This is a genomic window from Streptomyces viridochromogenes DSM 40736 (assembly GCF_000158955.1).
Taxonomy (GTDB): Bacteria; Actinomycetota; Actinomycetes; order Streptomycetales; family Streptomycetaceae; genus Streptomyces; species Streptomyces venetus.
In genome coordinates this window covers 6,163,581-6,188,563 of record NZ_GG657757.1, presented here as the reverse complement: position 1 = coordinate 6,188,563, position 24,983 = coordinate 6,163,581, and the positions used below count along the sequence as shown (strand labels likewise).

25 protein-coding genes and 1 pseudogene are annotated in these 24,983 nt (G+C 71.5%); 6 read left to right on the top strand and 20 right to left on the bottom strand.

Translation table 11 applies throughout. The features are described 5' to 3' along the window. Nucleotides 1-37: 37 nt before the first annotated feature. From gatB to SSQG_RS27360, 10 genes are all read right to left on the bottom strand, one after another. On the bottom strand, nucleotides 38-1,552 hold the full coding sequence (gatB, locus tag SSQG_RS27405; RefSeq protein WP_003993135.1) for an Asp-tRNA(Asn)/Glu-tRNA(Gln) amidotransferase subunit GatB: 1,515 nt from the start codon (nucleotides 1,550-1,552) through the stop codon (nucleotides 38-40). 16 nt (nucleotides 1,553-1,568) lie between these two features. After that, nucleotides 1,569-1,808, bottom strand: a complete 240-nt coding sequence (locus SSQG_RS27400) for a hypothetical protein (RefSeq protein ID WP_003993134.1) — start codon at nucleotides 1,806-1,808, stop codon at nucleotides 1,569-1,571. Continuing rightward, nucleotides 1,805-3,298, bottom strand: coding sequence for an Asp-tRNA(Asn)/Glu-tRNA(Gln) amidotransferase subunit GatA (gene gatA / locus SSQG_RS27395; protein ID WP_003993133.1), 1,494 nt, complete (start codon nucleotides 3,296-3,298; stop codon nucleotides 1,805-1,807). Before gatA ends, SSQG_RS27400 begins: the two co-directional genes overlap by 4 nt. A 6-nt stretch (nucleotides 3,299-3,304) precedes the next feature. Next, a complete protein-coding gene (gene gatC / locus SSQG_RS27390) occupies nucleotides 3,305-3,601 on the bottom strand; it encodes an Asp-tRNA(Asn)/Glu-tRNA(Gln) amidotransferase subunit GatC (RefSeq protein ID WP_003993132.1) in 297 nt (98 codons plus the stop codon). Nucleotides 3,602-3,741: 140 nt separating this feature from the next. After that, nucleotides 3,742-6,045 (bottom strand): putative bifunctional diguanylate cyclase/phosphodiesterase, encoded by a 2,304-nt coding sequence (locus tag SSQG_RS27385; protein WP_003993131.1) that lies wholly within the window; start codon nucleotides 6,043-6,045, stop codon nucleotides 3,742-3,744. A gap of 259 nt (nucleotides 6,046-6,304) precedes the next feature. After that, nucleotides 6,305-8,500: an NAD-dependent DNA ligase LigA gene (gene ligA / locus SSQG_RS27380; protein WP_003993130.1), complete on the bottom strand. Its 2,196-nt coding sequence runs from the start codon at nucleotides 8,498-8,500 to the stop codon at nucleotides 6,305-6,307. A 15-nt stretch (nucleotides 8,501-8,515) separates the two neighbouring features. Then, nucleotides 8,516-9,523: a methionine synthase gene (locus SSQG_RS27375; RefSeq protein ID WP_003993129.1), complete on the bottom strand. Its 1,008-nt coding sequence runs from the start codon at nucleotides 9,521-9,523 to the stop codon at nucleotides 8,516-8,518. Nucleotides 9,524-9,554: 31 nt separating this feature from the next. Next, entirely contained in the window at nucleotides 9,555-10,244 is a 690-nt protein-coding gene (locus SSQG_RS27370; protein WP_208865673.1) for an SDR family oxidoreductase, read from the bottom strand. 27 nt (nucleotides 10,245-10,271) lie between these two features. Next, nucleotides 10,272-10,811: a TIGR00730 family Rossman fold protein gene (locus tag SSQG_RS27365; RefSeq protein ID WP_003993127.1), complete on the bottom strand. Its 540-nt coding sequence runs from the start codon at nucleotides 10,809-10,811 to the stop codon at nucleotides 10,272-10,274. Further along, nucleotides 10,808-11,611 carry a class I SAM-dependent methyltransferase gene (locus SSQG_RS27360; RefSeq protein ID WP_003993126.1) on the bottom strand — a complete coding sequence of 268 codons (804 nt, stop codon included), beginning with the start codon at nucleotides 11,609-11,611 and terminating at the stop codon, nucleotides 10,808-10,810. The genes SSQG_RS27365 and SSQG_RS27360 overlap by 4 nt, the downstream gene beginning before the upstream one ends. An 81-nt stretch (nucleotides 11,612-11,692) precedes the next feature. On the opposite strand from SSQG_RS27360, the gene SSQG_RS27355 reads away from it, so the two are divergent. Further along, complete coding sequence (locus SSQG_RS27355) at nucleotides 11,693-12,016, top strand: DUF427 domain-containing protein (RefSeq protein WP_003993125.1); 324 nt, start codon at nucleotides 11,693-11,695, stop codon at nucleotides 12,014-12,016. Nucleotides 12,017-12,077: 61 nt separating this feature from the next. Continuing rightward, on the top strand, nucleotides 12,078-12,860 hold the full coding sequence (locus SSQG_RS27350; protein ID WP_003993124.1) for an alpha/beta fold hydrolase: 783 nt from the start codon (nucleotides 12,078-12,080) through the stop codon (nucleotides 12,858-12,860). A 54-nt stretch (nucleotides 12,861-12,914) separates the two neighbouring features. On the opposite strand, the gene mnmA is transcribed toward SSQG_RS27350, so the two are convergent. Next, nucleotides 12,915-14,045, bottom strand: a complete 1,131-nt coding sequence (mnmA, locus tag SSQG_RS27345) for a tRNA 2-thiouridine(34) synthase MnmA (RefSeq protein WP_003993121.1) — start codon at nucleotides 14,043-14,045, stop codon at nucleotides 12,915-12,917. Nucleotides 14,046-14,105: 60 nt separating this feature from the next. On the opposite strand from mnmA, the gene SSQG_RS27340 reads away from it, so the two are divergent. Further along, nucleotides 14,106-14,771 (top strand): N-acetylmuramoyl-L-alanine amidase, encoded by a 666-nt coding sequence (locus tag SSQG_RS27340; protein WP_003993120.1) that lies wholly within the window; start codon nucleotides 14,106-14,108, stop codon nucleotides 14,769-14,771. Between the two features lie 28 nt (nucleotides 14,772-14,799). Here the strand turns inward: SSQG_RS27340 and SSQG_RS27335 are convergent, their stop codons facing one another. From SSQG_RS27335 to SSQG_RS40420, 3 genes are all read right to left on the bottom strand, one after another. Then, a complete protein-coding gene (locus SSQG_RS27335; RefSeq protein WP_003993119.1) occupies nucleotides 14,800-15,969 on the bottom strand; it encodes a cysteine desulfurase family protein in 1,170 nt (389 codons plus the stop codon). A 67-nt stretch (nucleotides 15,970-16,036) separates the two neighbouring features. Next, on the bottom strand, nucleotides 16,037-16,303 hold the full coding sequence (locus SSQG_RS27330) for a hypothetical protein (protein WP_003993118.1): 267 nt from the start codon (nucleotides 16,301-16,303) through the stop codon (nucleotides 16,037-16,039). A 103-nt stretch (nucleotides 16,304-16,406) separates the two neighbouring features. Further along, nucleotides 16,407-16,583, bottom strand: coding sequence for a hypothetical protein (locus tag SSQG_RS40420; protein ID WP_167545768.1), 177 nt, complete (start codon nucleotides 16,581-16,583; stop codon nucleotides 16,407-16,409). A gap of 107 nt (nucleotides 16,584-16,690) precedes the next feature. Here SSQG_RS40420 and SSQG_RS27320 point away from each other — a divergent pair, with 107 nt between their 5' ends. Further along, entirely contained in the window at nucleotides 16,691-17,329 is a 639-nt protein-coding gene (locus SSQG_RS27320; protein ID WP_003993116.1) for a TetR family transcriptional regulator, read from the top strand. A 653-nt stretch (nucleotides 17,330-17,982) separates the two neighbouring features. On the opposite strand, the gene SSQG_RS27315 is transcribed toward SSQG_RS27320, so the two are convergent. Next, nucleotides 17,983-18,960, bottom strand: coding sequence for a helix-turn-helix transcriptional regulator (locus SSQG_RS27315; protein WP_003993114.1), 978 nt, complete (start codon nucleotides 18,958-18,960; stop codon nucleotides 17,983-17,985). Between the two features lie 103 nt (nucleotides 18,961-19,063). Here SSQG_RS27315 and SSQG_RS27310 point away from each other — a divergent pair, with 103 nt between their 5' ends. Further along, the gene (locus SSQG_RS27310) at nucleotides 19,064-19,648 is read left to right on the top strand and encodes a TIGR03086 family metal-binding protein (RefSeq protein WP_003993113.1); all 585 of its coding nucleotides are present in this window, start codon (nucleotides 19,064-19,066) and stop codon (nucleotides 19,646-19,648) included. On the opposite strand, the gene SSQG_RS27305 is transcribed toward SSQG_RS27310, so the two are convergent. Next, entirely contained in the window at nucleotides 19,635-20,495 is an 861-nt protein-coding gene (locus SSQG_RS27305) for a thioesterase family protein (protein WP_039933714.1), read from the bottom strand. The genes SSQG_RS27310 and SSQG_RS27305 overlap by 14 nt on opposite strands. A 45-nt stretch (nucleotides 20,496-20,540) precedes the next feature. Between SSQG_RS27305 and SSQG_RS39705 the strand changes: the two are divergent. Continuing rightward, a pseudogene (locus SSQG_RS39705) lies at nucleotides 20,541-21,097 on the top strand (alpha/beta hydrolase-fold protein); the annotation flags it as partial. Here SSQG_RS39705 and SSQG_RS27300 read toward each other — a convergent pair. From SSQG_RS27300 to SSQG_RS27285, 4 genes are read right to left on the bottom strand one after another with little or no spacing between them, the layout of a single operon-like run. Then, nucleotides 20,988-21,680: a trimeric intracellular cation channel family protein gene (locus tag SSQG_RS27300; RefSeq protein WP_425315003.1), complete on the bottom strand. Its 693-nt coding sequence runs from the start codon at nucleotides 21,678-21,680 to the stop codon at nucleotides 20,988-20,990. The pseudogene SSQG_RS39705 and the gene SSQG_RS27300 sit on opposite strands and share 110 nt — an antisense overlap. 48 nt (nucleotides 21,681-21,728) lie before the next feature. Further along, nucleotides 21,729-22,874: an ABC transporter ATP-binding protein gene (locus SSQG_RS27295; RefSeq protein WP_003993109.1), complete on the bottom strand. Its 1,146-nt coding sequence runs from the start codon at nucleotides 22,872-22,874 to the stop codon at nucleotides 21,729-21,731. After that, nucleotides 22,871-23,953, bottom strand: a complete 1,083-nt coding sequence (locus SSQG_RS27290) for an ABC transporter ATP-binding protein (protein ID WP_003993108.1) — start codon at nucleotides 23,951-23,953, stop codon at nucleotides 22,871-22,873. Before SSQG_RS27290 ends, SSQG_RS27295 begins: the two co-directional genes overlap by 4 nt. Beyond that, a complete protein-coding gene (locus SSQG_RS27285) occupies nucleotides 23,950-24,960 on the bottom strand; it encodes an ABC transporter permease (RefSeq protein ID WP_039933711.1) in 1,011 nt (336 codons plus the stop codon). Before SSQG_RS27285 ends, SSQG_RS27290 begins: the two co-directional genes overlap by 4 nt. Nucleotides 24,961-24,983 lie beyond the last annotated feature (23 nt).

The window sequence follows — 24,983 nt, the reverse complement described above, 5'->3', positions numbered from 1 at the left end:
GGGTCCGGTGCATCCCCCCTGTCGGGTTCCGCGAAGGTCAGCCCTCGCTGACGCCCAGCTTCTCCAGGATCAGCTCCTTGACGCGCGCCGCGTCGGCCTGACCCCGGGTGGCCTTCATGACCGCGCCGACCAGGGCGCCGGCCGCCGCGACCTTGCCGCCGCGGATCTTGTCCGCGACGCCCGGGTTGCCGGCGATCGCCTCGTCGACGGCCGTCGTCAGCGCGCCCTCGTCGGAGACGACCTTCAGACCGCGCTTGTCGACGACCTCGTCCGGGGTGCCCTCGCCCGCGAGGACGCCCTCGATGACCTGCCGGGCCAGCTTGTCGTTCAGGTCACCCTTCGCGACCAGCTCGGCGACCCGGGCGACCTGCTGCGGCGTGATCGCCAGCTCGTCGAGCGCCTTGCCCGACTCGTTGGCGCTGCGGGCCAGCTCGCCCATCCACCACTTGCGGGCGGAGGCGGCGTCGGCCCCGGCCTCGATGGTGGCGACGATGGGCTCCAGCGCACCGGCGTTGAGGATCGCCTGCATGTCGACGGCCGAGACGCCCCACTCCTCGCGGAGCCGGCTGCGGCGGACCAGCGGCAGCTCGGGCAGCGCGGACCGCAGCTCTTCGACCCACTCGCGCGACGGGGCCACCGGGACGAGGTCGGGCTCCGGGAAGTACCGGTAGTCCTCGGCCTCCTCCTTCACACGGCCCGAGGTCGTCGACCCCGTGTCCTCGTGGAAGTGCCGGGTCTCCTGGATGATCGTGCCGCCGGAGGACAGCACGGCCGCGTGCCGCTGGATCTCGAAGCGGGCCGCGCGCTCCACGGACCTGAGCGAGTTGACGTTCTTCGTCTCGGAACGCGTGCCGAACTTCTCGGTGCCGTTCGGGCGCAGCGACAGGTTCACGTCGCAGCGCATCTGGCCCATCTCCATCCGGGCCTCGGAGACGCCGAGCGCCCTGATGAGCTCGCGCAGCTCACGGACGTAGGCCCGCGCGACCTCGGGGGCGCGCTCGCCCGCGCCCTCGATCGGCTTGGTGACGATCTCGATGAGCGGGATGCCGGCGCGGTTGTAGTCCAGCAGGGAGTGGGACGCGCCGTGGATACGGCCGGTGGCGCCGCCGACGTGCGTCGACTTGCCGGTGTCCTCCTCCATGTGGGCGCGCTCGATCTCCACGCGGAAGGTCTCGCCGTCCTCCAGCTGCACGTCGAGGTAGCCGTTGAAGGCGATCGGCTCGTCGTACTGGGAGGTCTGGAAGTTCTTCGGCATGTCCGGATAGAAGTAGTTCTTCCGGGCGAAGCGGCACCACTCGGCGATCTCGCAGTTCAGCGCGAGGCCGATCTTGATCGCGGACTCGACGCCGGTCGCGTTGACGACCGGGAGCGCGCCGGGCAGGCCGAGGCAGACCGGGCAGGTCTGCGTGTTGGCGTCCTGGCCGAGGGCGGTCGAACAGCCGCAGAACATCTTGGTCTTGGTGCCGAGTTCGACATGGACCTCGAGGCCCATGACGGGGTCGTACGACGCGAGTGCTTCCTCGTACGACACCAGGTCGGTCGTGGTGGTCACGGTGAGTACTTCCCTCTCAGCCCAGCAGGACGTCGTCGTCGCCCAGCCGCTTCAGCTCGCGGTAGAGAATCGCGAGGCCGGTGACGATCGCGACGGCGGACACGGTGGCGTCGATCAGGACCAGGGTGTCCTTCTCGGCGCGGGCCTTCTTCAGCCGCTTGGCGACGCCGATCGCGCCGAACGCGGTCCCGGCCATGGACAGGTACGTGCCGGACTTGGACTTCTTGAAGCCCTTGGCCTTGGTCAGTGCACTCACAGCGACGGAGCCTCCTCGATCAGCGGGTGGCCCCACTTTTCCACGAAGGCGGCCTCGACGGCGGCACCCACCTTGTACAGGCGGTCGTCCTTCATGACGGGGGCGATGATCTGCAGTCCGACCGGGAGGTTGTCCTCCGGGGCGAGACCGCACGGCAGCGACATGGCCGCGTTGCCCGCCAGGTTGGTCGGGATGGTGCACAGGTCGGCGAGGTACATCGCCATCGGGTCGTCGGCGCGCTCGCCGATCGCGAAGGCGGTGGTCGGGGTCGTCGGGGAGACGATCACGTCGACCTGCTCGAACGCCTTGTCGAAGTCCTGCTTGATCAGCGTGCGGACCTTCTGGGCGCTGCCGTAGTAGGCGTCGTAGTAGCCGCTCGACAGGGCGTACGTGCCGAGCATGATGCGGCGCTTGACCTCGGGGCCGAAACCGGCCTCGCGGGTGAGGGAGGTGACCTCCTCGGCGGAGTGCGTGCCGTCGTCGCCGACGCGCAGGCCGTAGCGCAGGCCGTCGAAGCGGGCGAGGTTGGAGGAGCACTCCGAGGGCGCGATCAGGTAGTACGCCGACAGCGCCAGGTCGAAGGACGGGCAGTCCAGTTCGACGATCTCGGCGCCCAGCTCCCGCAGCAGCTCGACGGACTCGTCGAAGCGCTGGATGACACCGGCCTGGTAACCCTCGCCGCGGAACTGCTTGACCACGCCGACGCGCATGCCCTGAACACTGCCGTTGCGGGCGGCTTCGACGACCGCCGGGACGGGCTCGTCGATGGAGGTCGAGTCGAGCGGGTCGTGCCCGGCGATCACCTCGTGCAGCAGCGCCGCGTCGAGGACCGTGCGGGCACAGGGGCCGCCCTGGTCGAGGGAGGAGGAGAACGCCACCATGCCGTAGCGCGACACCGCGCCGTAGGTCGGCTTCACCCCGACCGTGCCGGTGACGGCGGCGGGCTGGCGGATGGAGCCGCCGGTGTCGGTGCCGATGGCGAGCGGGGCCTGGAAGGAGGCGAGCGCGGCGGACGAACCGCCACCGGAGCCGCCGGGGATCTTGGTCAGGTCCCAGGGGTTGCCGGTCGGGCCGTAGGCGCTGTTCTCGGTGGAGGACCCCATGGCGAACTCGTCCATGTTGGTCTTGCCGAGGATGACGACGTCGGCGGCCTTCAGGCGCTGGGTGACCGTGGCGTCGTACGGCGGGATCCAGCCCTCGAGCATCTTCGAACCGACGGTCGTGGGCACGCCCTCGGTGGTGAAGATGTCCTTGAGCGCGAGCGGCACGCCGGCCAGCGGGCCGAGCTTCTCGCCCCGGGCGCGCTTCTCGTCGACGGCGCGGGCCTGGGCGAGGGCGCCCTCGCGGTCGACGTGCAGGAAGGCGTGCACCTTCTCGTCGACGGCCTCGATGCGGGCGAGGTGGGCCTCGGTGACCTGGACGGCCGTGAGCTCGCCGGAGGCGATCCTGGCGGCGGTCTCGGCGGCCGTGAGCTTGATGATGTCGGTCATGGCTTGTTAGTCCTCCCCCAGGATCCGCGGCACCTTGAAACGCTGCTGCTCCTGGGCCGGGGCGCCGGAGAGCGCCTGCTCGGGGGTGAGCGAGGGACGGACCTCGTCCGGGCGCATGACGTTCGTCAGCGGGAGCGGGTGCGAGGTCGGCGGTACGTCTTGGTCGGCGACCTCGCTGACGCGGGCGACCGCGCCGATGATGTCGTCCAGCTGTCCCGCGAAGTGGTCGAGCTCTTCGGGCTTCAGCTCCAGACGCGCCAGCCGGGCGAGGTGGGCGACCTCCTCGCGCGTGATGCCAGGCATGCAGCGATCCTCTGGGGTGGTGAGTGAGTGTGGTTTGGGCCCAATCCTATGGGGCCGCGGGCCGTGCCCGTGAAACGGTTTCCCGGAGGGGGGTGGCGCCACGGCCCCGGCACGGCCGGGGCGCTCCGGACGGGGGAAACCTAGCCGATGCGGCCCGAGTCCTCCGCGGTCGCCGCCGGCAGTGCGGCGCGGGGGCGCTGCCAGCCGCGGGAGCCTCGGGCGCGGAGCCAGGCCGTGGTCTCGTCCGGGGGCATCGCGGCGGCGACCAGCCAGCCCTGGACGGCGTCGCAGCCGAGGTCGCGCAGGCGTTCCCAGGTCTCGTCGTCCTCGACGCCCTCAGCGACGACGAGCAGGCCGAGGGAGTGCGCGAGGTCGACCGTGCAGCGCACGATCTCGGCATCCTCGGTGTCGACCGCGAGCCGGGCGACGAACGAGCGGTCGATCTTCAGTTCGCTGACCGGGAGCCGTCGCAGGTGCACGAGCGACGAGTAGCCCGTGCCGAAGTCGTCCAGGGACATCTTCACGCCGTGCGCGGTGAGCCCGTTGAGGGTGTCGGCGGCGCGCTGCGGGTCCTCCAGGAGGACGTGTTCCGTTATCTCCAGTTGGAGCGCTCCCGCGGGCACACCGTGCCGGGCCAGCCGGGCGGCGACCGAGCCGGCGAAGCCGGGGGTGTGGACGTCGCGCGGGGAGACGTTGACCGCGACCGGGACGAACAGGCCCTGGGCCCGCCAGCGTGCGACCTGGCCGAGCGCGGTCTCCAGGACGTACTCGGTGAGATGGGGCATCAGGCCCGAGGACTCGGCGATCGCTATGAACTCGTCCGGCGGCACCTTGCCCCGCTCGGGGTGCACCCAGCGGACCAGGGCTTCCAGACCGGCGACCTGCCCGTCGAAGCGGACCTTCGGCTGGTAGTGCAGTTCCACCTCGTGGGCGTCCAGCGCCCTGCGGAGGTCTCCCAGCAGACCGAGCCGGTCCGGGGTGTTGGAGTCGCGCTTGGACTCGTAGACCTCGACACCCGTACGGTCGCGCTTCGCCTGGTACATCGCCACGTCCGCCCGCCGCAGCAGTCCTTCGGCGTCCAGGGCGTGGTCGGGGAAGACGGCGACTCCGGCGCTGGCCTCCAGGACGAGGGTGAGGCCGTCGAGGTCGAGCGGGGAACTGAGGGCGGTGACCAGGGTGCGGGCGACCTGGGTCGCGGACGTCGTGGAGTCGGCGACGGGCAGTAAGACGGCGAACTCGTCCCCGCCGAGCCGGGCGGCCTCAGCCCCGCGCGGCAGCGCCACCCGCAGCCGGTCGGCGATCTGCAGCAGCAGCCGGTCACCGGCCAGATGGCCGAGGGTGTCGTTGACCGACCGGAAACGGTCGAGGTCGATCAGCATCAGGGCGGCGCGGGCGTCGATGCGCTCGGCGTCGTCCAGCGCCGTCCAGATGCGCTCCAGCAGCCACTGGCGGTTGGGCAGCCCCGTCAGCGGGTCGCGCAGCTGCTCCTCGGCACGGGCCCGGGCGATCCAGAGCGTGGAGTCCAGCGCGATGAGCGGGATGGAGAACAGCGGCAGCAGGATCGGCTTCGCCACGGCCACCACACACACCAGCGGCGCGATGCCCAGCAGCGCGACCGCGACCAGACCCTGTCTGACCAGGGCGGTGCGGGCGACGGTGGGCAGACCGGGGCGCGGGGCGTGCAGGTACCAGAGCAGGGCGCGGCTGACGGCCAGGTAGGCGAGGGCGACCAGGGCCACTTCGGGTGCGGTGTAGAGCGTCCAGCTGTCCGGGTGGGAGGGGGCCTCGACGGACGGGACGGATCCGAAGGCGCCCAGCACCAGGGCGCCGGCGCCGATGCCGAGGAGGTCGACCGCCCCGTGGAGGATGCCCTGGCGCCAGCGGTTGCGGCGGGCGACGCCGACCAGCACGACGACCGTGAGGCTGACCATGCCGGCCGGCAGCCAGCCGTAGAGCAGCAGCACGGCGAGGGTGAGGGCGGCGCCCGAGCCGGTGCCGCCCCACCAGCGGGATCGGCCCAGCATGACCAGGTGGCCGACGATGATGCCGGTCAGCACGGCCAGCGCCCAGCCGGCCGTGCCGGACGGGAAGAGCGCGTGGCCGCCGGTGAAGGCGCGGTAGAAGCCGGCGCCCAGGACGAATCCGGCCGCTGCGACGACCGCCGCGGGCAGCGCGGGCCAGGAGTGGTGCCGTTCGGGGTCCGCGTCCGGACCCGCGCCCGTCAGCCCGGGGGCGTGTTCGGTGACCGGCTGTGTGGTGCCGCGGCCGTCAGCCGCGGCGCGCCCCCCGGCACCGCGGGCGTCCGCGGTGTACTGTCCGACGGCGCGCACCTCCACGCCCGGACGCCCCGCCGGCCGTCCGGCCCCACGGACTGCACGCCATACGACCGCCATGCGGCGCAGGCGCAGCCGTGAGCCCGGCACGGCGCTCTCGGTCGGTTCCATTCCCGTCCCTCTCACAGCCGGCGGTGCCCACGCCACGCGGCCCGGTGCCCGACAACCCTTCGGCGGCCCGCGTTGGAAAACCCTTCCCCGTGCCCCGCGCGAGCACGAAGATGCCCCGACCGCAGCTGGGCACGGCAGGCGCACATCTCAACAGTAGGCCGCAGAAGGCTTCCACGGGCAGCGGTCGCGGACGGTTGCCCGAATGCGCCCCGGCCACCCGTATGCATCTGGTATGCGCCGAACGGGTGGCCTTCAACCGCTACTCCTCGGCCGAAAGCGCGACTTCTGCCGCCGCGTCCGGTCCCTGCTCCAGCAGGACCCCGAAACCGTCCTCGTTCAGGACGGGGACCTTCAGCTGCATCGCCTTGTCATATTTCGATCCGGGGCTGTCACCCACGACGACGAACGAGGTCTTCTTCGAAACCGAACCGGTCACCTTCGCACCGCGGCTCTGCAGCGCCTCCTTGGCGCCGTCCCGGGTGAAGTGTTCGAGGGTGCCGGTGACGACCACGGTGAGACCTTCGAGCGGGCGCGGACCTTCGTCCTCGCCGGTGCTCTCCGCCTCCATGCGGACGCCGGCGGCCTTCCACTTACGGATGATTTCGCGGTGCCAGTCCTCGGCGAACCACTGCTTGAGGGAGGCGGCGATGGTCGGGCCGACGCCTTCGGTGACCGCCAGCTCCTCCTCCGTGGCCTGGTCGATGCGCTCGATCGAGCGGAACTCGCGGGCCAGCGCCTCGGCCGCGACCGGTCCCACATGACGGATCGACAGGCTGGTGATGATCCGGGCCAGCGGGCGCTCCTTCGCCGCCGCGATGTTCTCCAGCATGGCGAGCGCGTTCTTGCGGGGGTTGCCCTCCTGGTTCGCGAAGATCGTCGCGACCTTCTCCTCGCCGGTCTTGGGGTCGCGCTTGGGCAGACCGCTGTCCGGGTCGAGGACGTACGCCTTGATGGGCAGCAGCTGGTCGATGGTGAGGTCGAACAGGTCGCCCTCGTCGACCAGCGGCGGGTCCTTCGGCTCCAGCGGGGCGGTGAGGGCGGCCGCGGCGACGTAGCCGAAGTGCTCGATGTCCAGCGCCTTGCGGCCCGCGAGGTAGAACAGGCGCTCGCGCAACTGGGCCGGGCAGGTGCGGGCGTTCGGGCAGCGCAGGTCGACGTCGCCCTCCTTCATCGGCCTGAGCGCCGTACCGCACTCGGGGCACTCGGCCGGCATCACGAACTCGCGCTCGCTGCCGTCGCGCAGGTCGGCGACCGGGCCGAGGATCTCCGGGATGACGTCACCGGCCTTGCGCAGCACCACCGTGTCACCGATGAGGACGCCCTTGGCCTTGACGACGTCCTGGTTGTGCAGCGTGGCGAACTCGACCTCGGAGCCCGCGACCGTGACCGGCTCGACCTGGGCGTACGGCGTGACCCGGCCCGTGCGGCCCACGCCCACACGGATGTTGACGAGCTTGGTGTTGACCTCCTCCGGCGCGTACTTGTACGCGATCGCCCAGCGCGGGGCGCGCGAGGTCGAGCCGAGGCGGCCCTGGAGCGGGATCTCGTCGAGCTTGACGACCACGCCGTCGATCTCGTGCTCCACCGAGTGGCGGTTCTCGCCGTAGTGGGCGATGAACTCCAGCATGCCCTCGAGACCGTCGACCACCCTGTTGTGCCGGGAGGTGGGCAGGCCCCAGGTCCCCAGCAGGTCGTACGCCTGGGAGAGGCGGGTCAGGCCGGTGAAGCCCTCCAGGGCACCGATGCCGTGGACCACCATGTGCAGGGGGCGGGTGGCGGTGACGCGCGGGTCCTTCTGGCGCAGTGAACCGGCCGCGGCGTTGCGCGGGTTGGCGAAGGGCTTGTCACCGGCCTCGACCAGCCGGGCGTTGAGCTCCTGGAACTTCTCCATCGGGAAGTAGACCTCGCCGCGGATCTCCACCAGGTCGGGCACGCGGTCGCCCTTGAGGCGCTCCGGGATCTCGGCGATCGTCCGGACGTTGGGCGTGATGTCCTCGCCGGTACGGCCGTCGCCACGGGTCGCCGCCCGGGTGAGGCGGCCGTGCTCGTAGGTGAGGTTCACGGCGAGGCCGTCGACCTTCAGCTCGCACAGGAAGTGGTAGTCCTGCTCGCCCAGTTCCCGCGCGATCCGCTCCGCCCAGGCGGCGAGCTCCTCCTCGTTGAAGGTGTTGTCGAGGGAGAGCATGCGCTCGCGGTGCTCGACCGCCGTGAACTCCGTGGCGTACGCGCCCGCGACCTTCTGGGTCGGCGAGTCCGGGGTGCGCAGCTCCGGGTACTCGTCCTCCAGCGCCTCCAGGGAACGCAGCAGTTGGTCGAACTCCGCGTCGCTGACGACGGGAGCGTCCTTCACGTAGTAGCGGAAGCGGTGCTCCTCGATCTGCTCCGCGAGGCGCGCGTGCTTCTCCCGTGCCTCGGCGGGCACCGTCGTCGTCTCCGCTTGCTTGTCGCCGGCCACCGTGTCGTCCTCCCGTTACTCTGGGTTGTCCGCGAGGGATCTCGCCGCCCGGACGCAGTGGGCGAGGGCCGAGCGCGCGTACCCCGGGGAGACCCCCGCGAGTCCGCACGCCGGGGTGAGCGTGACCGCCTCCGCGAGAAGCCCCGGTGACAGTCCCAGCCTGCGCCACAGCGTCCTGACACCCATGACGCTACCGGCAGGGTCTGACAATGGGCCCTCGGTGCCCGGGACGACACCGGCGAAGAGCCGGGTGCCGCCCTCCACCGCCTCCCCGATCGTCTCGTCGTCACGCTCGGTGAGCAGGGAGAAGTCGAAGGAGACGGCCGCCGCGCCCGCCCGGCGCAGCAGGGCGAAGGGCACGTCCGGTGCGCAGGAGTGGACGACGACCGGACCGTCGGAGTGCACCCCGACGAGCTCGCGGAGCGTGGCCTCGACGACCTGCCGGTCGACGGCCCGGTGGGTGCGGTAGCCGCTGGCGGTCCTCACCTGGCCGCGCAGGACGGCGGTGAGGGACGGCTCGTCGAGCTGGAGGACGAGGTGCGCCCCGGGGATCCGCCGCCGCACCTCGGCGAGGTGCAGACGCAGGCCCTCGGCGAGGGAGGCGGCGAGGTCGCGGCAGGCACCGGCGTCGGAGAGGGCCACCTCGCCGTTCCGCAGCTCCAGGTTGGCCGCGAGGGTCCACGGCCCGACCGCCTGGACCTTCAGCGGCCCCTCGTACTCCTGCGTGAACTCCTCCAGTGCGTCGAGATCCTCGCCGAGCCAGGAGCGGGCCCGCTTGGTGTCCCGCCCCGGCCGGTCGCCGAGCCGCCATCCACTGGGCTCCACACGCGCGTACAGCTCGACGAGCATCCCGGCGGTCCGCCCGATCATGTCCGCGCCGGGGCCCCGGGCCGGCAGTTCGGGCAGGAACGGGAAGTCCTCGAAGGTGCCGGTGACGGTCTTGGCGGCTTCTCGGGCGTCGCCGCCCGGCATGGATCCCACGCCGGTGGCGGCACCGAACCTGAACTGGCTGTTTTCACTCACCGGAGAAGCCTACGCAGCGACGCGGCCGGGGTCAGTTCCCCGGTCGTATCGTCAGGTCGTTGACCTCCGCGTCCCTCGGCAGGTCCAGGGCCGTCAGGATCGTCGTGGCCACCGACTCCGGGTCGATCCACTTCGAGGCGTCGTACTCCTTGCCCTCCTGCTGGTGGACCTTGACCTGCATCGGGCTCGCCGTACGGCCGGGGTAGACCGAGGTGACGCGGACGCCGTTCGCGTGCTCCTCGTGGCGCAGGGAGTCGGCCAGGGCCTTCAGGCCGTGCTTGGAGGCGGCGTACGCGGACCAGCCGGCGTGGGCGTTGAGGCCGGCGCCCGAGTTCACGAAGACCACGTGTCCCCGGGCGGCGCGCAGCTGGGGCAGGAAGTGCCGGGTCAGCTCGGCGGGGGCGACGAGGTTGACGTTGAGCTGGTGGCGCCAGGTCCTCGGGGTGAGTTCGCCGACCGGGCCGAGGTCGACGACCCCGGCGATGTGCAGCAGCGAGTCCACACGGTCCGGCAGCGACTGGTGGGAGAAGGCCCAGGAGAGCTTGTCCGGGTCGGCGAGGTCACCGACCAGGGTCTTCGCCCCGGGGAACTCCGCCGCCAGCTCCTTCGCACGGCCCGCGTCGCGCGCGTGCAGCACGAGGTCGTCCCCGCGCGCGTGCAGACGGCGGGCCACCGCCGCGCCGATGCCGGAGCCCGCCCCGGTGATCACATGAGTAGCCATGCCCGCCATGCTCGCATCAGAGCAGGGTCACTCGATGCCCCGGCTCTCCTCCAGGTACGCCAGGGCCCCCACCGGCTCCTCCGCGAAGAACACCAGGTCGGTGAGCGGGCGGGGCAGGAAGCCCTCGTCCTCCATGCGGCGGAACTGCTGCTTCAGGCCGTCGTAGAACCCGGCGGTGTTGAGCAGCACCACCGGCTTGTCCGTGTGGCCGTGCTTCTTCAGTTCCAGGATCTCGGTCGCCTCGTCGAGGGTGCCGGTGCCGCCCACCATGATCACCACGCCGTCGGCCTTCTCCAGGAGCAGCCTCTTGCGCTCGGCGAGGTCCTTCGCGACGACCATCTCGTCGACGCCCGGCCGGGCCTTGGCGGCGAGGAACTGCACGGAGACGCCGGCGAGCCGGCCGCCCGCCTCCTGCACCCCGTCGGCGACGACCTTCATGAGGCCGACGTCGGAGCCGCCCCACACGAGCGTGTGACCGCCCTTGCCCAGCAGCTTGGCGAACTCCCGCGCGGGACGGGTGTAGCGCTCGTCGAGGTCGGCGGCCGAGAGGAAGACACAGATGTTCATGGGCCCACCGTACGGGTCCGGTCGGCGGTGGCGGCGACCCGTATTTTCGACTGCTTGTGCGGGAGCCGTTCCCAGTCCTCCATGAACCGCGCGGTCAGGCCGTGTTTCGCGGCGAGTTCGATCAGCGTCGCCGTCCGGTAGTAGAAGTCCTCGCGCAGCACCTGGTGCTCCGCGCCCTCGGTGCGGTCGTAGGTGAAGTCGAAGAACCCGCCGGGCGCGAGGATCCGCCCGACGTGGGCGAAACACTCCTCGATGACGTGCGGCGGGGAGTGCGAGAAGACACTGTGCGCGTGCACCACGTCGAAGTGCGCGTCGGGCAGGAAGGCGAAGGTGAGGTCGTCGGCTAGCGCCAGGTAGGGCAGTTTGGGCTGGAGGTTCTCGGCCACGAGGGTGTCCTGGGCGGCGAGGAGGATGTGCGGTGATATGTCGATGCCGTAGTAGTGGCCGGCGTCGAGGTGGTCGATGAACAGCCGCCCGGCGCGCAGGTTGCCGCAGCCGATCTCCAGCATCCGGTGGTGCGGCTTCAGGCCGTGTCCCACCAGGTAGTCGAACTGCATGCGCCCGATCCGCGCCCACGCCTCGCGCGACGGGCTGTGTCCGACCGCCGCCTCCGCGCTGCGCGCCGCGTCGGAGGCCATCACGGCACGGTAGTAGGCGATGTGGTCGCGGTACCGCAGCCGCAGCCAGGCGTCCCGCACCGCGCGCCGGGCATGCGCGGGCACGCGCTCCGGGTGGCGCAGGGCGTACCGGACCTGGTGGGTCAGGGTGCTGCGGTTCCTGGCCGGTTCCGTGGCTCGCATGGGACCTCCTGCGGCGGTGGGAAGAACTCCGCTTCAGCGTGCGCTGTACCGGAGAAGTCGGCTACCCCGAGGAGGGCCATCGTGACCACCGGGCATCGCATCACCATCGAGCCGAGCGGGCGGCACGTGCGCGTGGTGCACGACGGGCAGGTACTGGCGGAGAGCGACCGGTCGCTGGTCCTGCGCGAGACGGGCTGTCCCGAGCGGTACTACTTCCCGGCCGAGGACGTACGTCTGGACCTGCTGACGCCGTCCGGCACGCACACGCGCTGCCCGTTCAAGGGCGACGCGTCCTACTGGTCGCTGCCGGGCGCCGCGGACCTCGTCTGGGCGTATCCGGAGCCCAAGCCGGACGTCGCGGAGATCAAGGACCACCTGTGCTTCTACGAGGTGGAAGTGTTCTGATCGGCGGACGCGCCGCCCGCCTCACCGATGAAGACCGTGCCGTGCGGCAGTCTGCACAGACATGGACAAGAAGATCCTTTCGCGTGACGGCACCCGCATCGCCTTCGAGAGCACCGGCCAGGGTCCCGCCGTCGTCCTGGTGAGCGGCGCGATGTCGACGGGCGGCACCCTGGCGCCGCTGGCCGTGTCGCTTTCGGAGCGTTTTCAGGCCGTCGTGTACGACCGCCGGGGTCGTGGGGCCAGCGGCGACACCGCGCCGTACGCCGTGGAGCGCGAGGTCGAGGACCTGGCGGCGGTGGTCGAGGCGGTGGGCGGCGAGGCGTGCCTGTACGGCATCTCGTCGGGCGGGGCGCTGGCGCTGGAGGCGGCGGCGAGCGGACTGCCGGTGCGGCGCGTGGCGGTGTACGAGACGCCGTTCGCGATGACCGAGGAAGGGGCCGAGGAGCGCGCTGAGTACACCGGGCGGCTGAAGGAGGCACTCGGTGAGGGGCGGCGCGGGGACGCGGTGGAGCTGTTCCTGCGGCTGACCGGTCTGGCCGAGGGGGTCATCCAGGGCGCCCGCCAGTCCCCCATGTGGGCCGGCATGGAAGCCATCGCCCCGAGCCTCGCCTACGACGACGCCGTGATGCGCGACGGCCGGGTCCCGCGCTCCCGGCTGGCCTCCGTCGGCGTGCCCGTCCTCGCGGTCGCGGGCGACGCGAGCCCGGCGTGGCTCCGCGAGGCGGCCCGGGCGATCGCGGAATCCGTCCCCGAGGGGGCGTACCGCGCCCTCCAGGGCCAGACCCACATGGTGGAGCCGAACGTGCTGGCGCCGGTGCTGCTGGAGTTCTTCTCGCGGGACTGAGGCGCGGGACCGAGAGGGGCGAGGTCACGGCCGGGGCCGAAAGAATCCCACCGGTCAGGCCACGCCCGCCGGGGTCCGCTTCGTCGAGGCGATCGTCGCCGAGCCGACCACGCGCGTGCCGTCGTACAGCACGATCGCCTGGCCGGGGGCGACGCCGCGGACCGGCTCGCTGAAGGTGACTTCCAGGGAGCCGTCGACCAGCTCGGCGGTGACCTCGGTCTCGCCGCCGTGGGCGCGGAGCTGGGCCGTGTAGGTGCCGGGGCCGGTCGGGGCGACGCCGCACCAGCGGGGCTTGACGGCGGTGAGGGCGCTGACGTCCAGGGCGGACGCCGGGCCGACGGTCACCGTGTTGTCCACCGGGGAGATGTCGAGGACGTAGCGCGGCTTGCCGTCGGGGGCCGGGGTGCCGATGCGCAGGCCCTTGCGCTGGCCGATGGTGAAGCCGAACGCGCCCTCGTGGGTGCCGAGCTTCGCTCCCGACTCGTCGACGATGTCGCCCTCCGCCTTGCCGAGCCGGTCCGCGAGGAAGCCCTGGGTGTCGCCGTCGGCGATGAAGCAGATGTCGTGCGAGTCGGGCTTCTTGGCCACCGCCAGCCCCCTGCGTTCGGCCTCGGCGCGGATCTCGTCCTTGGTGGTGACGGTGTCGCCCAGGGGGAACATCGCGTGAGCGAGCTGCCGGTCGTCCAGCACGCCGAGGACGTACGACTGGTCCTTGGCCATGTCGGACGCCCGGTGCAGCTCGCGCGTGCCGTCCTCGTGCACGATCACCTGGGCGTAGTGGCCCGTGCAGACCGCGTCGAAGCCCAGCGCCAGCGCCTTGTCCAGCAGCGCCGCGAACTTGATCTTCTCGTTGCAGCGCAGGCAGGGGTTGGGCGTGCGTCCGGCCTCGTACTCGGCGACGAAGTCCTCGACGACGTCCTCACGGAAGCGGTCGGCGAGGTCCCACACGTAGAACGGGATGCCGATGACGTCGGCGGCGCGGCGGGCGTCGCGCGAGTCCTCGATGGTGCAGCAGCCTCGCGCGCCCGTGCGGAAGGATTGCGGGTTGGCGGAGAGGGCGAGGTGGACGCCGGTCACGTCGTGGCCCGCCTCGGCCGCACGGGCGGCGGCGACGGCGGAGTCGACTCCGCCGGACATGGCGGCCAGGACGCGGAGGGGACGGGAGCGCTGCGGGGTGTCAGTCATAGCCCCTCCAGGGTACGGGGACGCGGGAACCAGGGCTCGCGAGTATGCGTTGACGATCACATGGGACAGCGGAAGGCTTCGACGGACGGCGACCGGAAGGTCGGGCGCCGCGCGTTGCTGATCGGCGGGCTGGTGGCGGCGACGGGCACGGCCGTGCTGGCCCGGGACGAGCTCGCGCGCCTGTGGTGGCGGACTCCGGGCGTCGAGAAGCCGCGCAAGGAGGGCGAGGTCGACTACGCGGGCGCGCGCTGGGTGGCGGCGTCGGACGCGAACTGGCGCCGGGCGGACCGGCCCGACGACTTCGGCATAGACATGGTGATCGTCCATGTCACGCAGGGCAGCTTCGACAGCGCGGTGAAGGCCTTCCAGGACCCGGGGCACAAGGCGGCCACGCACTACATCGTCCGCCAGGACGGGCACGTCACGCAGATGATCCGCGAGCTGGACGTGGCGTACCACGCGGGGAACCGCGACTACAACGAGCGCAGTGTCGGCATCGAGCACGAGGGTTTCGTGGACCGTCCGCAGGACTTCACGGACGAGATGTACGAGGCCTCGGCCCGCCTCACGGCCCGGATCTGCGCGCGGTACGACATACCCGTCGACCGCGAGCACATCATCGGCCACGTGGAGGTCCCGGGCACGGACCACACGGACCCCGGGCCGCACTGGGACTGGAAGAAGTACATGCGGCTGGTGCGTGAGGCGCGTACGGCTCCGGCCTGATCCGGCCGGGGGCGCGGATCAGGCCGCGTTACGTCAGCCCCGCCGCCCTGGCCCGTTCCACCGCCGGGCCTATGGCCTTCGCCAGGGCCTCGATGTCGGCCTCGGTGGAGGTGTGGCCGAGGGAGAAGCGGAGGGTGCCGCGGGCCAGGTCGGGGTCGGTGCCGGTGGCGAGGAGGACATGGCTGGGCTGGGCGACGCCGGCGGTGCAGGCGGAGCCGGTGGAGCACTCGATGCCCTGGGCGTCGAGCAGAAGCAGCAGGGAGTCGCCCTCGCAGCCGGGGAAGGTGAAGTGGGCGTTGGCCGGGAGGCGGCCCTCCGGGTCAGGGTCGCCGCCGAGGATCGCGTCCGGCACGGCCGAGCGGACCGCGGAGACGAGGGCGTCGCGCAGGGCGCCGATCTCGCGGGCGAACCACTCGCGCTGCTCGGCGGCCAGCCGCCCGGCGACCGCGAAGGAGGCGATGGCGGGCACGTCGAGGGTGCCGGAGCGCACATGCCGCTCCTGGCCGCCGCCGTGCAGCACGGGGACGGGGGTGTACTCGCGGCCGAGGACCAGGGCGCCGATGCCGTACGGCCCGCCGATCTTGTGGCCGGTCACCGTCATCGCGGCGAGGCCGGAGGAGGCGAAGTCCACGGGGATCTGGCCGAAGGCCTGGACGGCGTCCGAGTGCAGGGGGACACCGAACTCGGCCGCGGTGTCGGCGAGTTCGCGGATCGGCAGGATCGTCCCGATCTCGTTGTTCGCCCACATGACGGTGGCGAGGGCCACGTCGTCGGGATTGCGGGCGATCGCCTCACGCAGGGCCTCCGGATGGACGCGGCCGTGGGCGTCGACCGGGAGGTACTCGACGGTGGCGCCCTCGTGTTCGCCGAGCCAGTGCACGGCGTCCAGGACGGCGTGGTGCTCGACGGGGCTGGCGAGGACGCGGGTGCGGGCCGGGTCGGCGTCACGGCGCGACCAGTAAAGGCCCTTGACGGCGAGGTTGTCGGCCTCCGTGCCGCCCGAGGTGAAGACGACCTCGCTGGGGCGGGCGCCGAGGGCTTCGGCGAGGGTCTCGCGGGCCTCCTCGACGGTGCGGCGGGCCTGCCGGCCGGATGCGTGGAGGGAGGACGCGTTGCCGGTGGCACCCAGGTGGGCGGTGAGCGCCTCTGCCGCCTCCGGGAGCATCGGGGTGGTCGCGGCGTGGTCGAGGTAAGCCATGGTGAGCCCGATTCTACGGCTCCCCTTCGATCGGCCTCAGCTCAAGGTTGGCCGAACCCGGCGTGGCTCAGAAGCTCCACGAGACGGAGTTGTCCGCCTGCATGAACGCCACCAGGACCAGCAGGTCGGCGACGCCCAGGCCGAGACCCAGGAAGGCACGGCCGCGACGCTTGGTGCCGCGCCACAGGGCGACGGCGGCCAGCACGATGGCGACGGGGCCGAGGAAGACGTTGAGGACGAGGAGGCCGAGCAGGCCCAGGATGAAAGACGCGACGGCCATGCCGTCGGTGTCGCGGATGCCGGTGCGGCGTGTGGCCGGAGCGGTGAGCTGCATGGTGATCGACTCCCGGTGATCGGATCGGTGGAGCGGCGGCCGGTGCGTGGGCGCGGCGGTCAGTGAGCCCGCGTGTGGCGGTCAGTGGGCCTGCGTGTGGCGGTCAGTGGGCCTGCGTGTGGCGACGGCGGCCGTGGCGCTCGCGGAGCGCGAAGATGCCGAGCCAGACCGCGATGACGACGCCCGCGGCGACGGAGAAGGTGAGCGGCGCGTGGGCGACGGTGCCCAGGACGACGCCCAGCAGCAGGAGCGCGGCGACGATGAACAGCACGGTTAACAACCCCCAGAGTTTCGGTGAACGATTGTGGTTACACTTGTTCACTGACTTCCCAGTCTAGCGGCTCTCAAGACTTTCCAATTACAGAGAACAGTTGTTAACTGCATGGTATGAGTCACACGCTCGGCATCCGGCAGGCCCAGAAGCAGAAGACCCGGCAGGCACTCCTGGACGCGGCCCTGGGGCTGCTGGAGGAGCAGAGCCTGAGCAGCCTCGGGCTGCGCGAGGTCACCCGCGCCGTCGGTGTCGCCCCGACCGCCTTCTACCGCCACTTCCGCTCCACGGCGGACCTGGGCGTGGCCCTGGTCGAGGAGGCGCTGGGCAGCCTGCACCCGATGATCCGGACGACGGTGTCCACGACGGACGACAGCCAGGAACGCATCACGCGCGCCATCGAGCTGATCGCCCGTCACGTCGACGGGTACCCCGCCCATGTCCGATTCATCGCCCGCGAGCGACATGGCGGAGTTCAGCCGGTACGGGAGGCGATACGCGAGCAACTGGCCCGGTTCGCCCAGGAGGTCAAGGACGAACTGGCCGAGGACCCGGTGTCCGAGGGCTGGTCCGAGGACGACCTGCTGATGCTCGCGCACCTCTACGTCGACCAGATGCTGATCACCGCGTCGCTGTTCCTGGAGGCGCTGGAGGGGCCGGCGGAGGAGCGGGAGGAGCGGACCCGGAACGTCGCGCAGGTGGCGACCCGCCAGATGCGGCTGATCGGGCTGGGCCGTCACCACTGGCTGGACTGACCCGGCCCGCACGACGCACGGGGGCGGCGCGCTGGTCCCCGAGCGCGCCGCCCTCGCGGCTTCCGGCTGTGCCTACCGTGCCTGCCCCTGACCACCACCGCCCGGCGCACCGCAGCCGCCGCCCTGCCCGCCACCGGGACCGCCCTGCCCGCCGCCGGGCGCCCCACTGGGCATCCCGGAAGGCATCCCGGAAGGCGCCCCGGACGGGGCACCCGACGGCTTGGCGCCTCCCGAAGCACCTCCCGAAGCGCCACTCGACGTACCGCTCGACGTGCCGCTCGAAGCAACTCCGGACGGAACCCCCGGCGGAGCCCCCGAAGGCGCCCCGGACGGCACACCCGACGGCGCCCCGCTCGGCATCCCCGAGGGCGCCTGGCAGGCCTGCCGCTGCTGCCCGGACCCACCGCCACTGCCCGAGGACGACGAGGAGTCACCCGAACCGCAGGCCACCAACGCCAGGGCCGACGACAGCACCAGCAGGGTCACGGCCGGAACGAGACGCGCACGCTTCATGAGAGACAACTCCAAGGCAGATGAGGGAGTCCTGAGGCGGGCACTCAACCAACGCCGCATGGGCCTTCCTTGGGCCCGCCCTGTGACCGCCCTGTCAGCGAGGCAAAGCGCACCTCAAGACACCCGCCCGACCTGCGGTTTCACCCCGGCGCTCCGCCCGGGCGCCGGTACAGCCCCGTGACGGAAGCAGCCGTCCGGGCCAGCTCCTCGCGCACCTGAGGGGGCGAGAGGACCTTCACCTGGTCGGCGAAGGCGAGCAGTTGGCGGGTCTCGCCGAGGACGCCATACGTCAGCCGCACGGTCACCCACTCGCTCTCACCGTCGTCCTCGGGAAGCCCCGCCAGCAGGGGCGCCGTCAGCCGCAGGAACATGTCAAGCCGGTCACGCCGCACCCTGACCGTGACGTCGAGCCCCTCGGGACGCGCCTCGACCTGCCGGCGCAGGACCTCCCAGACGTCGGCGAGTTCGACGCCCGGGCGCCGCCGCACCGGATCGTCGAGGAGCCGGGCCGCGCGCACCCGGTCCGCCCGGAAGAGCCGCGGTGCGGCCCGCCGGTCGGCGACCAGGTACCAGACGCCCGCCTTGGCGACGAGGCCGTACGGGTCGACGGTGTACGTCCGCACCTGGCGCTCTCCGCTGTGCCGGTAGCGCAGCCGCAGCCTGCGGTCGGCGAAGACCGCGTCGCGCAGCACCTCCAGGTCGACGGCCGGTTGCGGGCCGCCCCGCCAGCGGGTGGCGTCGACGAGGATGCGGCGGGAGGCCGTCTCGGCGGCCGGGCGGTGCGGGGCCGGCAGTGCGGCCATCACCTTGCGCAGGGCCGAGCCGAACGCCGCGTCCAGCCCGAGCGCGGTGTGCGCGCCCTGCGCGGCCAGGACGAACAGTGCGCGGGACTCGTCGGCGGTCAGGCCCGTGACGTCCGTACGGAACCCGGCGAGCAGTTCGATGCCGCCGTGCCGTCCGCGTTCGGCGTAGACCGGCACGCCCGCGGCCGACAGGGACTCGACGTCGCGGTAGACGGTGCGGACGGACACCTCCAGCCGCTCGGCGAGTTCGCGGGCCGGGACCCGGCCACGGGTCTGCAGGAGCAACAGGATCGACAGCAGTCGGTCGGACTTCACGGCATCAGCATCGTGCCGTGCGGGAGTTCGCAGCAAATGTTGACGGCCGTTGTCAGGTTATCCGGGGATGCTCCTCTCGCCCACCCACACAGGAGGAGACGCGATGACCACCGACCCCCGCCCGCTGTTCGCCCGCGCCACCGAGCAGGCCGCCGCGCTGATCCAGGCCGTGCGCGCCGAGCGGCTCGACGGCCCCACCCCGTGCTCCGAGTTCGACGTGCGCACGCTGCTGAGCCATCTCACCGGCGGGGCCCGCCGCATCGCGATCGCGGGCGAGGGAGGCGACGCGGTCGCCGCCCAGCCGTTCGCGGAGGGCGTGCCCGACGACGGCTGGGCCGTCGCGTACGACGAGGCCAGGATCCGTGCCGTCAAGGCCTGGGCGGGCGACGACCGCCTCGAGGCGGTGGTGCGTCTGCCGTTCGGCGAGATGCCGGGCCGCACGGCTCTGTCGGCCTACGTCATGGAGACGGTGACCCATACCTGGGACCTGTCCGAGGCCCTGGGCCGGCCGCTCGCCCTCGACCCGGAGCCGGCCGAGTTCGCGCTCGCCGTCGCCCACCGCATGCTGCCCGACGAACAGCGGGACGAGCGCACGCCGTTCGGCTCGGCCCGGCCGGCCCCCGAGGGAGCCGACACCTACGACAGGCTGGCCGCCTGGCTGGGGCGTACGCCGCTCAGCCGAGCCTGACCCGGGCGAGCTGCCGGGACTGCGCGACCAGCCGGCCGGCGCTGTCCCACACCTCGGCGTCCTCCTCCAGGAAGCCACCGGCGAGGTTGCGCGTGGTGATCGACACGCGCAGCGGGCCCGGGGCCGGGCGGCAGCGGACGTGCACGGTCAGCTCGACGGTGGGCACCCAGCCCTTCAGCCCGAGCTCGAAGGCGGTGGGCGGCAGGGCGTCCACCGTCAGCAGCAGGGAGAGCGGGTCGGCGTCCCGGCCGTCCGCGAGACCGAACCAGGCCCGCATCTCGCCGTTGCCGGAGGGCTGTCCGAGGGCCCAGCCCAGGGTCGACGGGTCGAGCTTGAGCATCAGCCGGTCCGTGATGGCCGAGCTGCCGTCGACGGGGGCGGGCCCGTCGTCGGGGCCGAAGCACTGCTCGATCGGCGGAATGGCGGGCGGCACGGCCGTCGTGCGGACATCGTCGGGCAGGGCGCCCAGGTCGCCGTAGGAGGCGAGGACGCGGATGCGTTCGACCTCGCGGCCCTGGTCGTCGTACTGGAAGAGGGAGGCCTGGCCGGTCGAGAGGGTCCGGCCGGTGCGGACGACGTCGGTGCGGACGACCGCCGGGCCGGGCTGGGACGCGGTCAGGTAGTGCGCCGAGACGGTGAAGGGGTCGGCGTGCGGCAGGGCGTCCGCGAGCGCGCGGCCCAGGACCGCCAGCAGGTAGCCGCCGTTGACGGCGCTGATGATCGTCCAGCCGGCGGAGAGGTCGATGTCGTAGACGCCGGGCGCACGGCGGGTCACCGCGGTGTCGCGGTCGAACTCGCTGTCGCCGATCGTGGCCCGGACGGCCGGGACGGAGGCTGCTTCTGGCATGCCTGAACAGTACAAGAACTAACTACTAAGCGGTAGCTTTGCGGGCCTCCGATGGTCATGGACAACTTCCGCGCCGAGTCCGCCCCGCGCGGCTGGGCCGTGGCCGCTACTCGGCCGGGGCGCACTGCGCGGCCAAGCTCGCCGTGGCCCACCCCGACCGCTACCGGGCCGCCGTGAGCCTGTCCGGCTACAACGACCCGATCGGCGAGCGCGACTCGCTCGCCGCGCGGACCCCCGCCCTGCGCGCCGAGAACGACCCCTGCCTGCTGCTGCGCGGAGCGCGCGTGCCGCCGCGGATCGCCCTCTACCTCTCCGGCCAGCCGCACGACGGCTACGAGGCGGCCGTGGCCCTGGAACAGACCGCGAAGGCCCCGACGACCGTGCACGTGGTGTATGTCCCGCGGAGCGCGGGCGGTCACACCATGGCGCTGTGGCGGCCGCAGGTGGTCCCGGCGTTCCGCTGGCTCACGGAGGTCACCGGCCGCGGCCCCGTCACGGCAGGAGGGGCTGCTCCTCCTCGCTCACCGTCGACCGCCGGTGCCACGCCCGCGGAGCTCGCCAGTGGTACCGCATGGCGAGCAGCCGCAGTACGAAGGCGGTGATCACCGCGAGGGTGCTGGTGAGCGGGGACAGGGCGTCGTAGCGGATGCACAGCACGACCATCGTGGCGCCGACGATCGCCGGCACCGCGTAGAGGTCGCGGTCCCAGCGCAGCAGCGAGGGCACCTCGTTGGCGAGCACGTCCCGCAGCACACCCCCGCCCACCGCGGTGACCATCCCCAGACAGGCCGAGGCGGTCAGGTTGAGCCCGTACTCGTACGCCTTCGTCGTCCCGGCGACGCAGAACAGGCCGAGGCCGGCCGCGTCGAAGACGTTCACGGCGACCTGGATGCGCTCCACATGGGGGTGCAGGAAGAAGACGAGGAGGGTGGCGAGCAGCGGGGTGAGGAAATAGCCCAGGTCCGTGAAGGCGGCGGGCGGGACGGCCCCGATGACCAGGTCACGGAAGAGCCCGCCGCCCAGCGCGGTGCCCTCGGCGAGCACGGCCATGCCGAACACGTCGAAGTTCTTGCGGACCGCCAGCAGCGCGCCGGAGATCGCGAAGACGAAGATGCCGATCAGCTCGAGCGAATGCTGGACGGACGGGGTGAAGAGTTCCTGGAGCACCCGAACATTTTTACCCATGACCGAGCCCCCGCCCCCCGGTGTGCGGGGGCGGGGGCTCGGGCGGGATCACTTCTCCACTGCGGACGTGGTGTTCTCCTCGGCCGCCTCGTGGGCCGAGGAGAGCAGCTTCGTGTCCTGCGGCTGCTGGTCCTCGAAGTTCTCCGGGTGGTGGCAGGCGACCTGCTGCCCGGCCCGCAGCTCCACCAGCGGCGGCTCGGTGGTCTTGCAGATCTCCGTCGCCTTCCAGCACCGGGTGTGGAAGCGGCAGCCGCTCGGCGGGGCGATCGGCGAGGGCACGTCACCCTTGAGCAGGATGCGCTCGCTCTTCACGCCCCGGCGCTTCGGATCCGGAATCGGCACGGCCGACAGCAGGGCCTTCGAATACGGGTGCATCGGCGACCTGTACAGCTGGTCGCGCTCGGCCAGCTCGACGATCTTGCCGAGGTACATCACCGCGATGCGGTCCGAGACGTGCCGGACCACCGACAGGTCGTGGGCGATGATCACGTACGTCAGGCCCAGCTCGTCCTGGAGGTCGTCCAGCAGGTTCACCACCTGCGCCTGGATCGACACGTCCAGCGCGGAGACCGGCTCGTCCGCCACCACCAGCTTGGGGTTGAGCGCGAGCGCCCGGGCGATGCCGATGCGCTGGCGCTGGCCGCCGGAGAACTCGTGCGGATAGCGGTTGTAGTGCTCGGGGTTGAGGCCGACCACCGACAGCAGCCGCTGGACCTCCTTCTTCACCCCGCCCTCGGGGTCGACGCCCTGAAGCTTGAAGGGGGCGCCGACGATGGTGCCGATCGTGTGCCGGGGGTTCAGCGAGGAGTACGGGTCCTGGAAGATCATCTGCACGTCGCGGCGCATCGGGCGCAGGTCACCCGTGCCGAGGTGCGTGATGTCCTTCCCCTGGAACTCCACCGTGCCGCCGCTGGGTTCGAGCAGCCGGGTGATCAGCCGGCCCATGGTGGACTTGCCGCAGCCCGACTCGCCCACGACGCCGAGCGTCTCGCCCTTGCGGACCTCGAAGTCGATGCCGTCGACAGCGCGCACCGCACCGGTCTGCCGCTGGAGCAGGCCCTTGCGGATCGGGAAGTGCTTCTGAAGGCCGGTCACCTTCAGCAGGACGTCGCCGTCGGCGGTGGTGTCCTTGGTGAGGACGCTCCCACTCGCGTCCGGTTTGCCCGTCTTTGTTTCGTCTTTGTCGTCGCTCACAGCTTCGGCGCAATCTCTTCGGTCCAGATACGCTCCCGCTGCTCCTGGGTCATGTGGCAGGCGGCCCAGTGCGAGCCGCCGACCTCGGTCAGCTCGGGGCGGACCGTGCGGGTGACGTTGTCCTTCGGGATGTCCGCGTACGGGCAGCGCGGGTGGAAGGCGCAGCCGGACGGGAGGTTGATGAGGGAGGGCGGCGCGCCCTTGATCGGGATGAGCCGGTCGGTCTCCTCCCGGTCCAGACGCGGCATCGAGCCGAGCAGACCCCAGGTGTAGGGGTGGCGGGGCGCGGAGAACACGTCCTCGGCGGGACCGCGCTCCACACACCGGCCGCCGTACATGACCAGCAGGTCGTCGGCCATCTCGGCGACCACGCCCAGGTCGTGGGTGATCATGATGACCGCGGAGCCGAACTCCTTCTGCAGGTCCCGGATCAGGTCGAGGATCTGCGCCTGCACGGTGACGTCCAGGGCGGTGGTCGGCTCGTCGGCGATGAGCAGCTCGGGGTTGTTCACCAGCGCCATGGCGATCATGGCGCGCTGGCGCATACCGCCGGAGAACTCGTGCGGGTAGCCGTCCACGCGCTTGGCGGGCTCGGGGATGCCGACCCGGTCCAGCATCTCGATCGCCCGCTGCTTGGCGACCTTCTTGCTGACGTCGTGGTGGACCCGGTAGGCCTCCACGATCTGCTGCCCGACCGTGTAGTAGGGGTGCATCGCAGAGAGCGGATCCTGGAAGATCATGGCCATCTTCCGGCCGCGCAGCCGCCGTACGTCGTCGGGGTCGGCGGCGATCAGCTCCTGGCCGTCCAGCCACACCTCGCCGGAGACCTTGGCGCGTGCCGAGCGGTGCAGGCCCATCACACCGAGCGAGGTGACGGACTTGCCGGAGCCGGACTCGCCCACGATGCCCAGGGTCTTGCCCTTGCGCACGTCGAAGCTGACGCCGTCCACCGACCTGACCAGACCGTCGTCCGTGTCGAAGTGGATGCGCAGATCCCGAACGGACAGGAACGCGTCGTCCGCGGTGGACGGGGCGACGGAGTCCGGTTCGCCGAGCGCGGCTTTGTCGAGCTTGCTCACGAGTACCTCACCCGGGGGTCGATGGCGGCGTACACCAGGTCGACGATCAGATTGCAGAAGACGATGAAGAACGCGGCGACCAGGGTCACGCCCATCACGATGGGAAGGTCGTTGTCCTTGATGGCCTGGACCGAGTAGGCGCCGATGCCCTGGAGGGAGAAGACGGTCTCGGTGAGCACCGCGGTGCCGACCAGGGTGCCGAAGTCCATGCCGAAGATCGTGACGATCGGGGTGAGCGCGGAGCGCAGGCCGTGCTTGGACACGACCGTGGTCTCCTTCAGACCCTTGGCCCTGGCCGTTCTGATGTAGTCCTCACTCATCGTCTCCAGCATGCCCGCCCGGGTGAGCCGGGCGTACAGGGCGGAGAAGAGGAAGGCGAGACTGATCCAGGGCAGCAGCAGGTGCCAGGCCCATTCGGCGGGGTTCTCGGTGAACGGGATGTAGTCGATGCTGTCCCAGATCGGGATCTCGTAGACGAAGAGCGCGTTGAGGATCTGCCCGGTGAAGAAGATCGGGAGCGAGACGCCGGCGAGCGCGATGAACATGGAGATCCGGTCGATCGGCTTGCCCTTGCGCAGTGCCGAGATGACACCGGTCGTGACACCGGAGACCAGCCAGATCACCGCGGCACCGATGGCCAGCGAGAAGGAGACCGGGATCCGCTGCTCCAACTGGGGCCACACCTCGATGTGGCTCTTGAAGGAGTACCCGAAGCAGGGTGCGCTGCAGTGCGTCGCGTCGGGACCGAACGTGTAGTCGGCGCCCACCACGAGGCCCTTGAGGAAGTGCCAGTACTGCTCGTAGACGGGCTGATCCAGTCCCAGGTTCTGCTTGATCGCGGCAACGGACTCGGGGTTCGCGTCCTTGCCCACGTACTGGGTGGCCAACTGGTCGGCCGTCTGGCCCCCGAGGCGGGGCACCAGGAAGAAGATGGCGAAGGTGACTGCGCTGACCACCAGCAGCAACAGCACCGCGCCCATGACGCGTCGGAGGATGTACGCAGCCACAGCTGTACGGCTCCGGGTGGCCG

Bases quoted from the DNA above. Each gene is read 5' to 3' on its own strand.
- SSQG_RS27300 (WP_425315003.1), bottom strand. From the start codon at position 21,680: ATGGGTAAAAATGTTCGGGTGCTCCAGGAACTCTTCACCCCGTCCGTC.
- SSQG_RS27350 (WP_003993124.1), top strand. From the start codon at position 12,078: ATGGACAAGAAGATCCTTTCGCGTGACGGCACCCGCATCGCCTTCGAG.
- SSQG_RS27310 (WP_003993113.1), top strand. From the start codon at position 19,064: ATGACCACCGACCCCCGCCCGCTGTTCGCCCGCGCCACCGAGCAGGCC.
- SSQG_RS27305 (WP_039933714.1), bottom strand. From the start codon at position 20,495: ATGCCAGAAGCAGCCTCCGTCCCGGCCGTCCGGGCCACGATCGGCGAC.
- SSQG_RS27330 (WP_003993118.1), bottom strand. From the start codon at position 16,303: ATGCAGCTCACCGCTCCGGCCACACGCCGCACCGGCATCCGCGACACC.
- SSQG_RS27360 (WP_003993126.1), bottom strand. From the start codon at position 11,611: ATGCGAGCCACGGAACCGGCCAGGAACCGCAGCACCCTGACCCACCAG.
- SSQG_RS27335 (WP_003993119.1), bottom strand. From the start codon at position 15,969: ATGGCTTACCTCGACCACGCCGCGACCACCCCGATGCTCCCGGAGGCG.
- SSQG_RS27340 (WP_003993120.1), top strand. From the start codon at position 14,106: ATGGGACAGCGGAAGGCTTCGACGGACGGCGACCGGAAGGTCGGGCGC.
- SSQG_RS27385 (WP_003993131.1), bottom strand. From the start codon at position 6,045: ATGGAACCGACCGAGAGCGCCGTGCCGGGCTCACGGCTGCGCCTGCGC.
- SSQG_RS27320 (WP_003993116.1), top strand. From the start codon at position 16,691: ATGAGTCACACGCTCGGCATCCGGCAGGCCCAGAAGCAGAAGACCCGG.
- SSQG_RS27370 (WP_208865673.1), bottom strand. From the start codon at position 10,244: ATGGCTACTCATGTGATCACCGGGGCGGGCTCCGGCATCGGCGCGGCG.
- gatC (WP_003993132.1), bottom strand. From the start codon at position 3,601: ATGCCTGGCATCACGCGCGAGGAGGTCGCCCACCTCGCCCGGCTGGCG.
- SSQG_RS27365 (WP_003993127.1), bottom strand. From the start codon at position 10,811: ATGAACATCTGTGTCTTCCTCTCGGCCGCCGACCTCGACGAGCGCTAC.
- gatA (WP_003993133.1), bottom strand. From the start codon at position 3,298: ATGACCGACATCATCAAGCTCACGGCCGCCGAGACCGCCGCCAGGATC.
- mnmA (WP_003993121.1), bottom strand. From the start codon at position 14,045: ATGACTGACACCCCGCAGCGCTCCCGTCCCCTCCGCGTCCTGGCCGCC.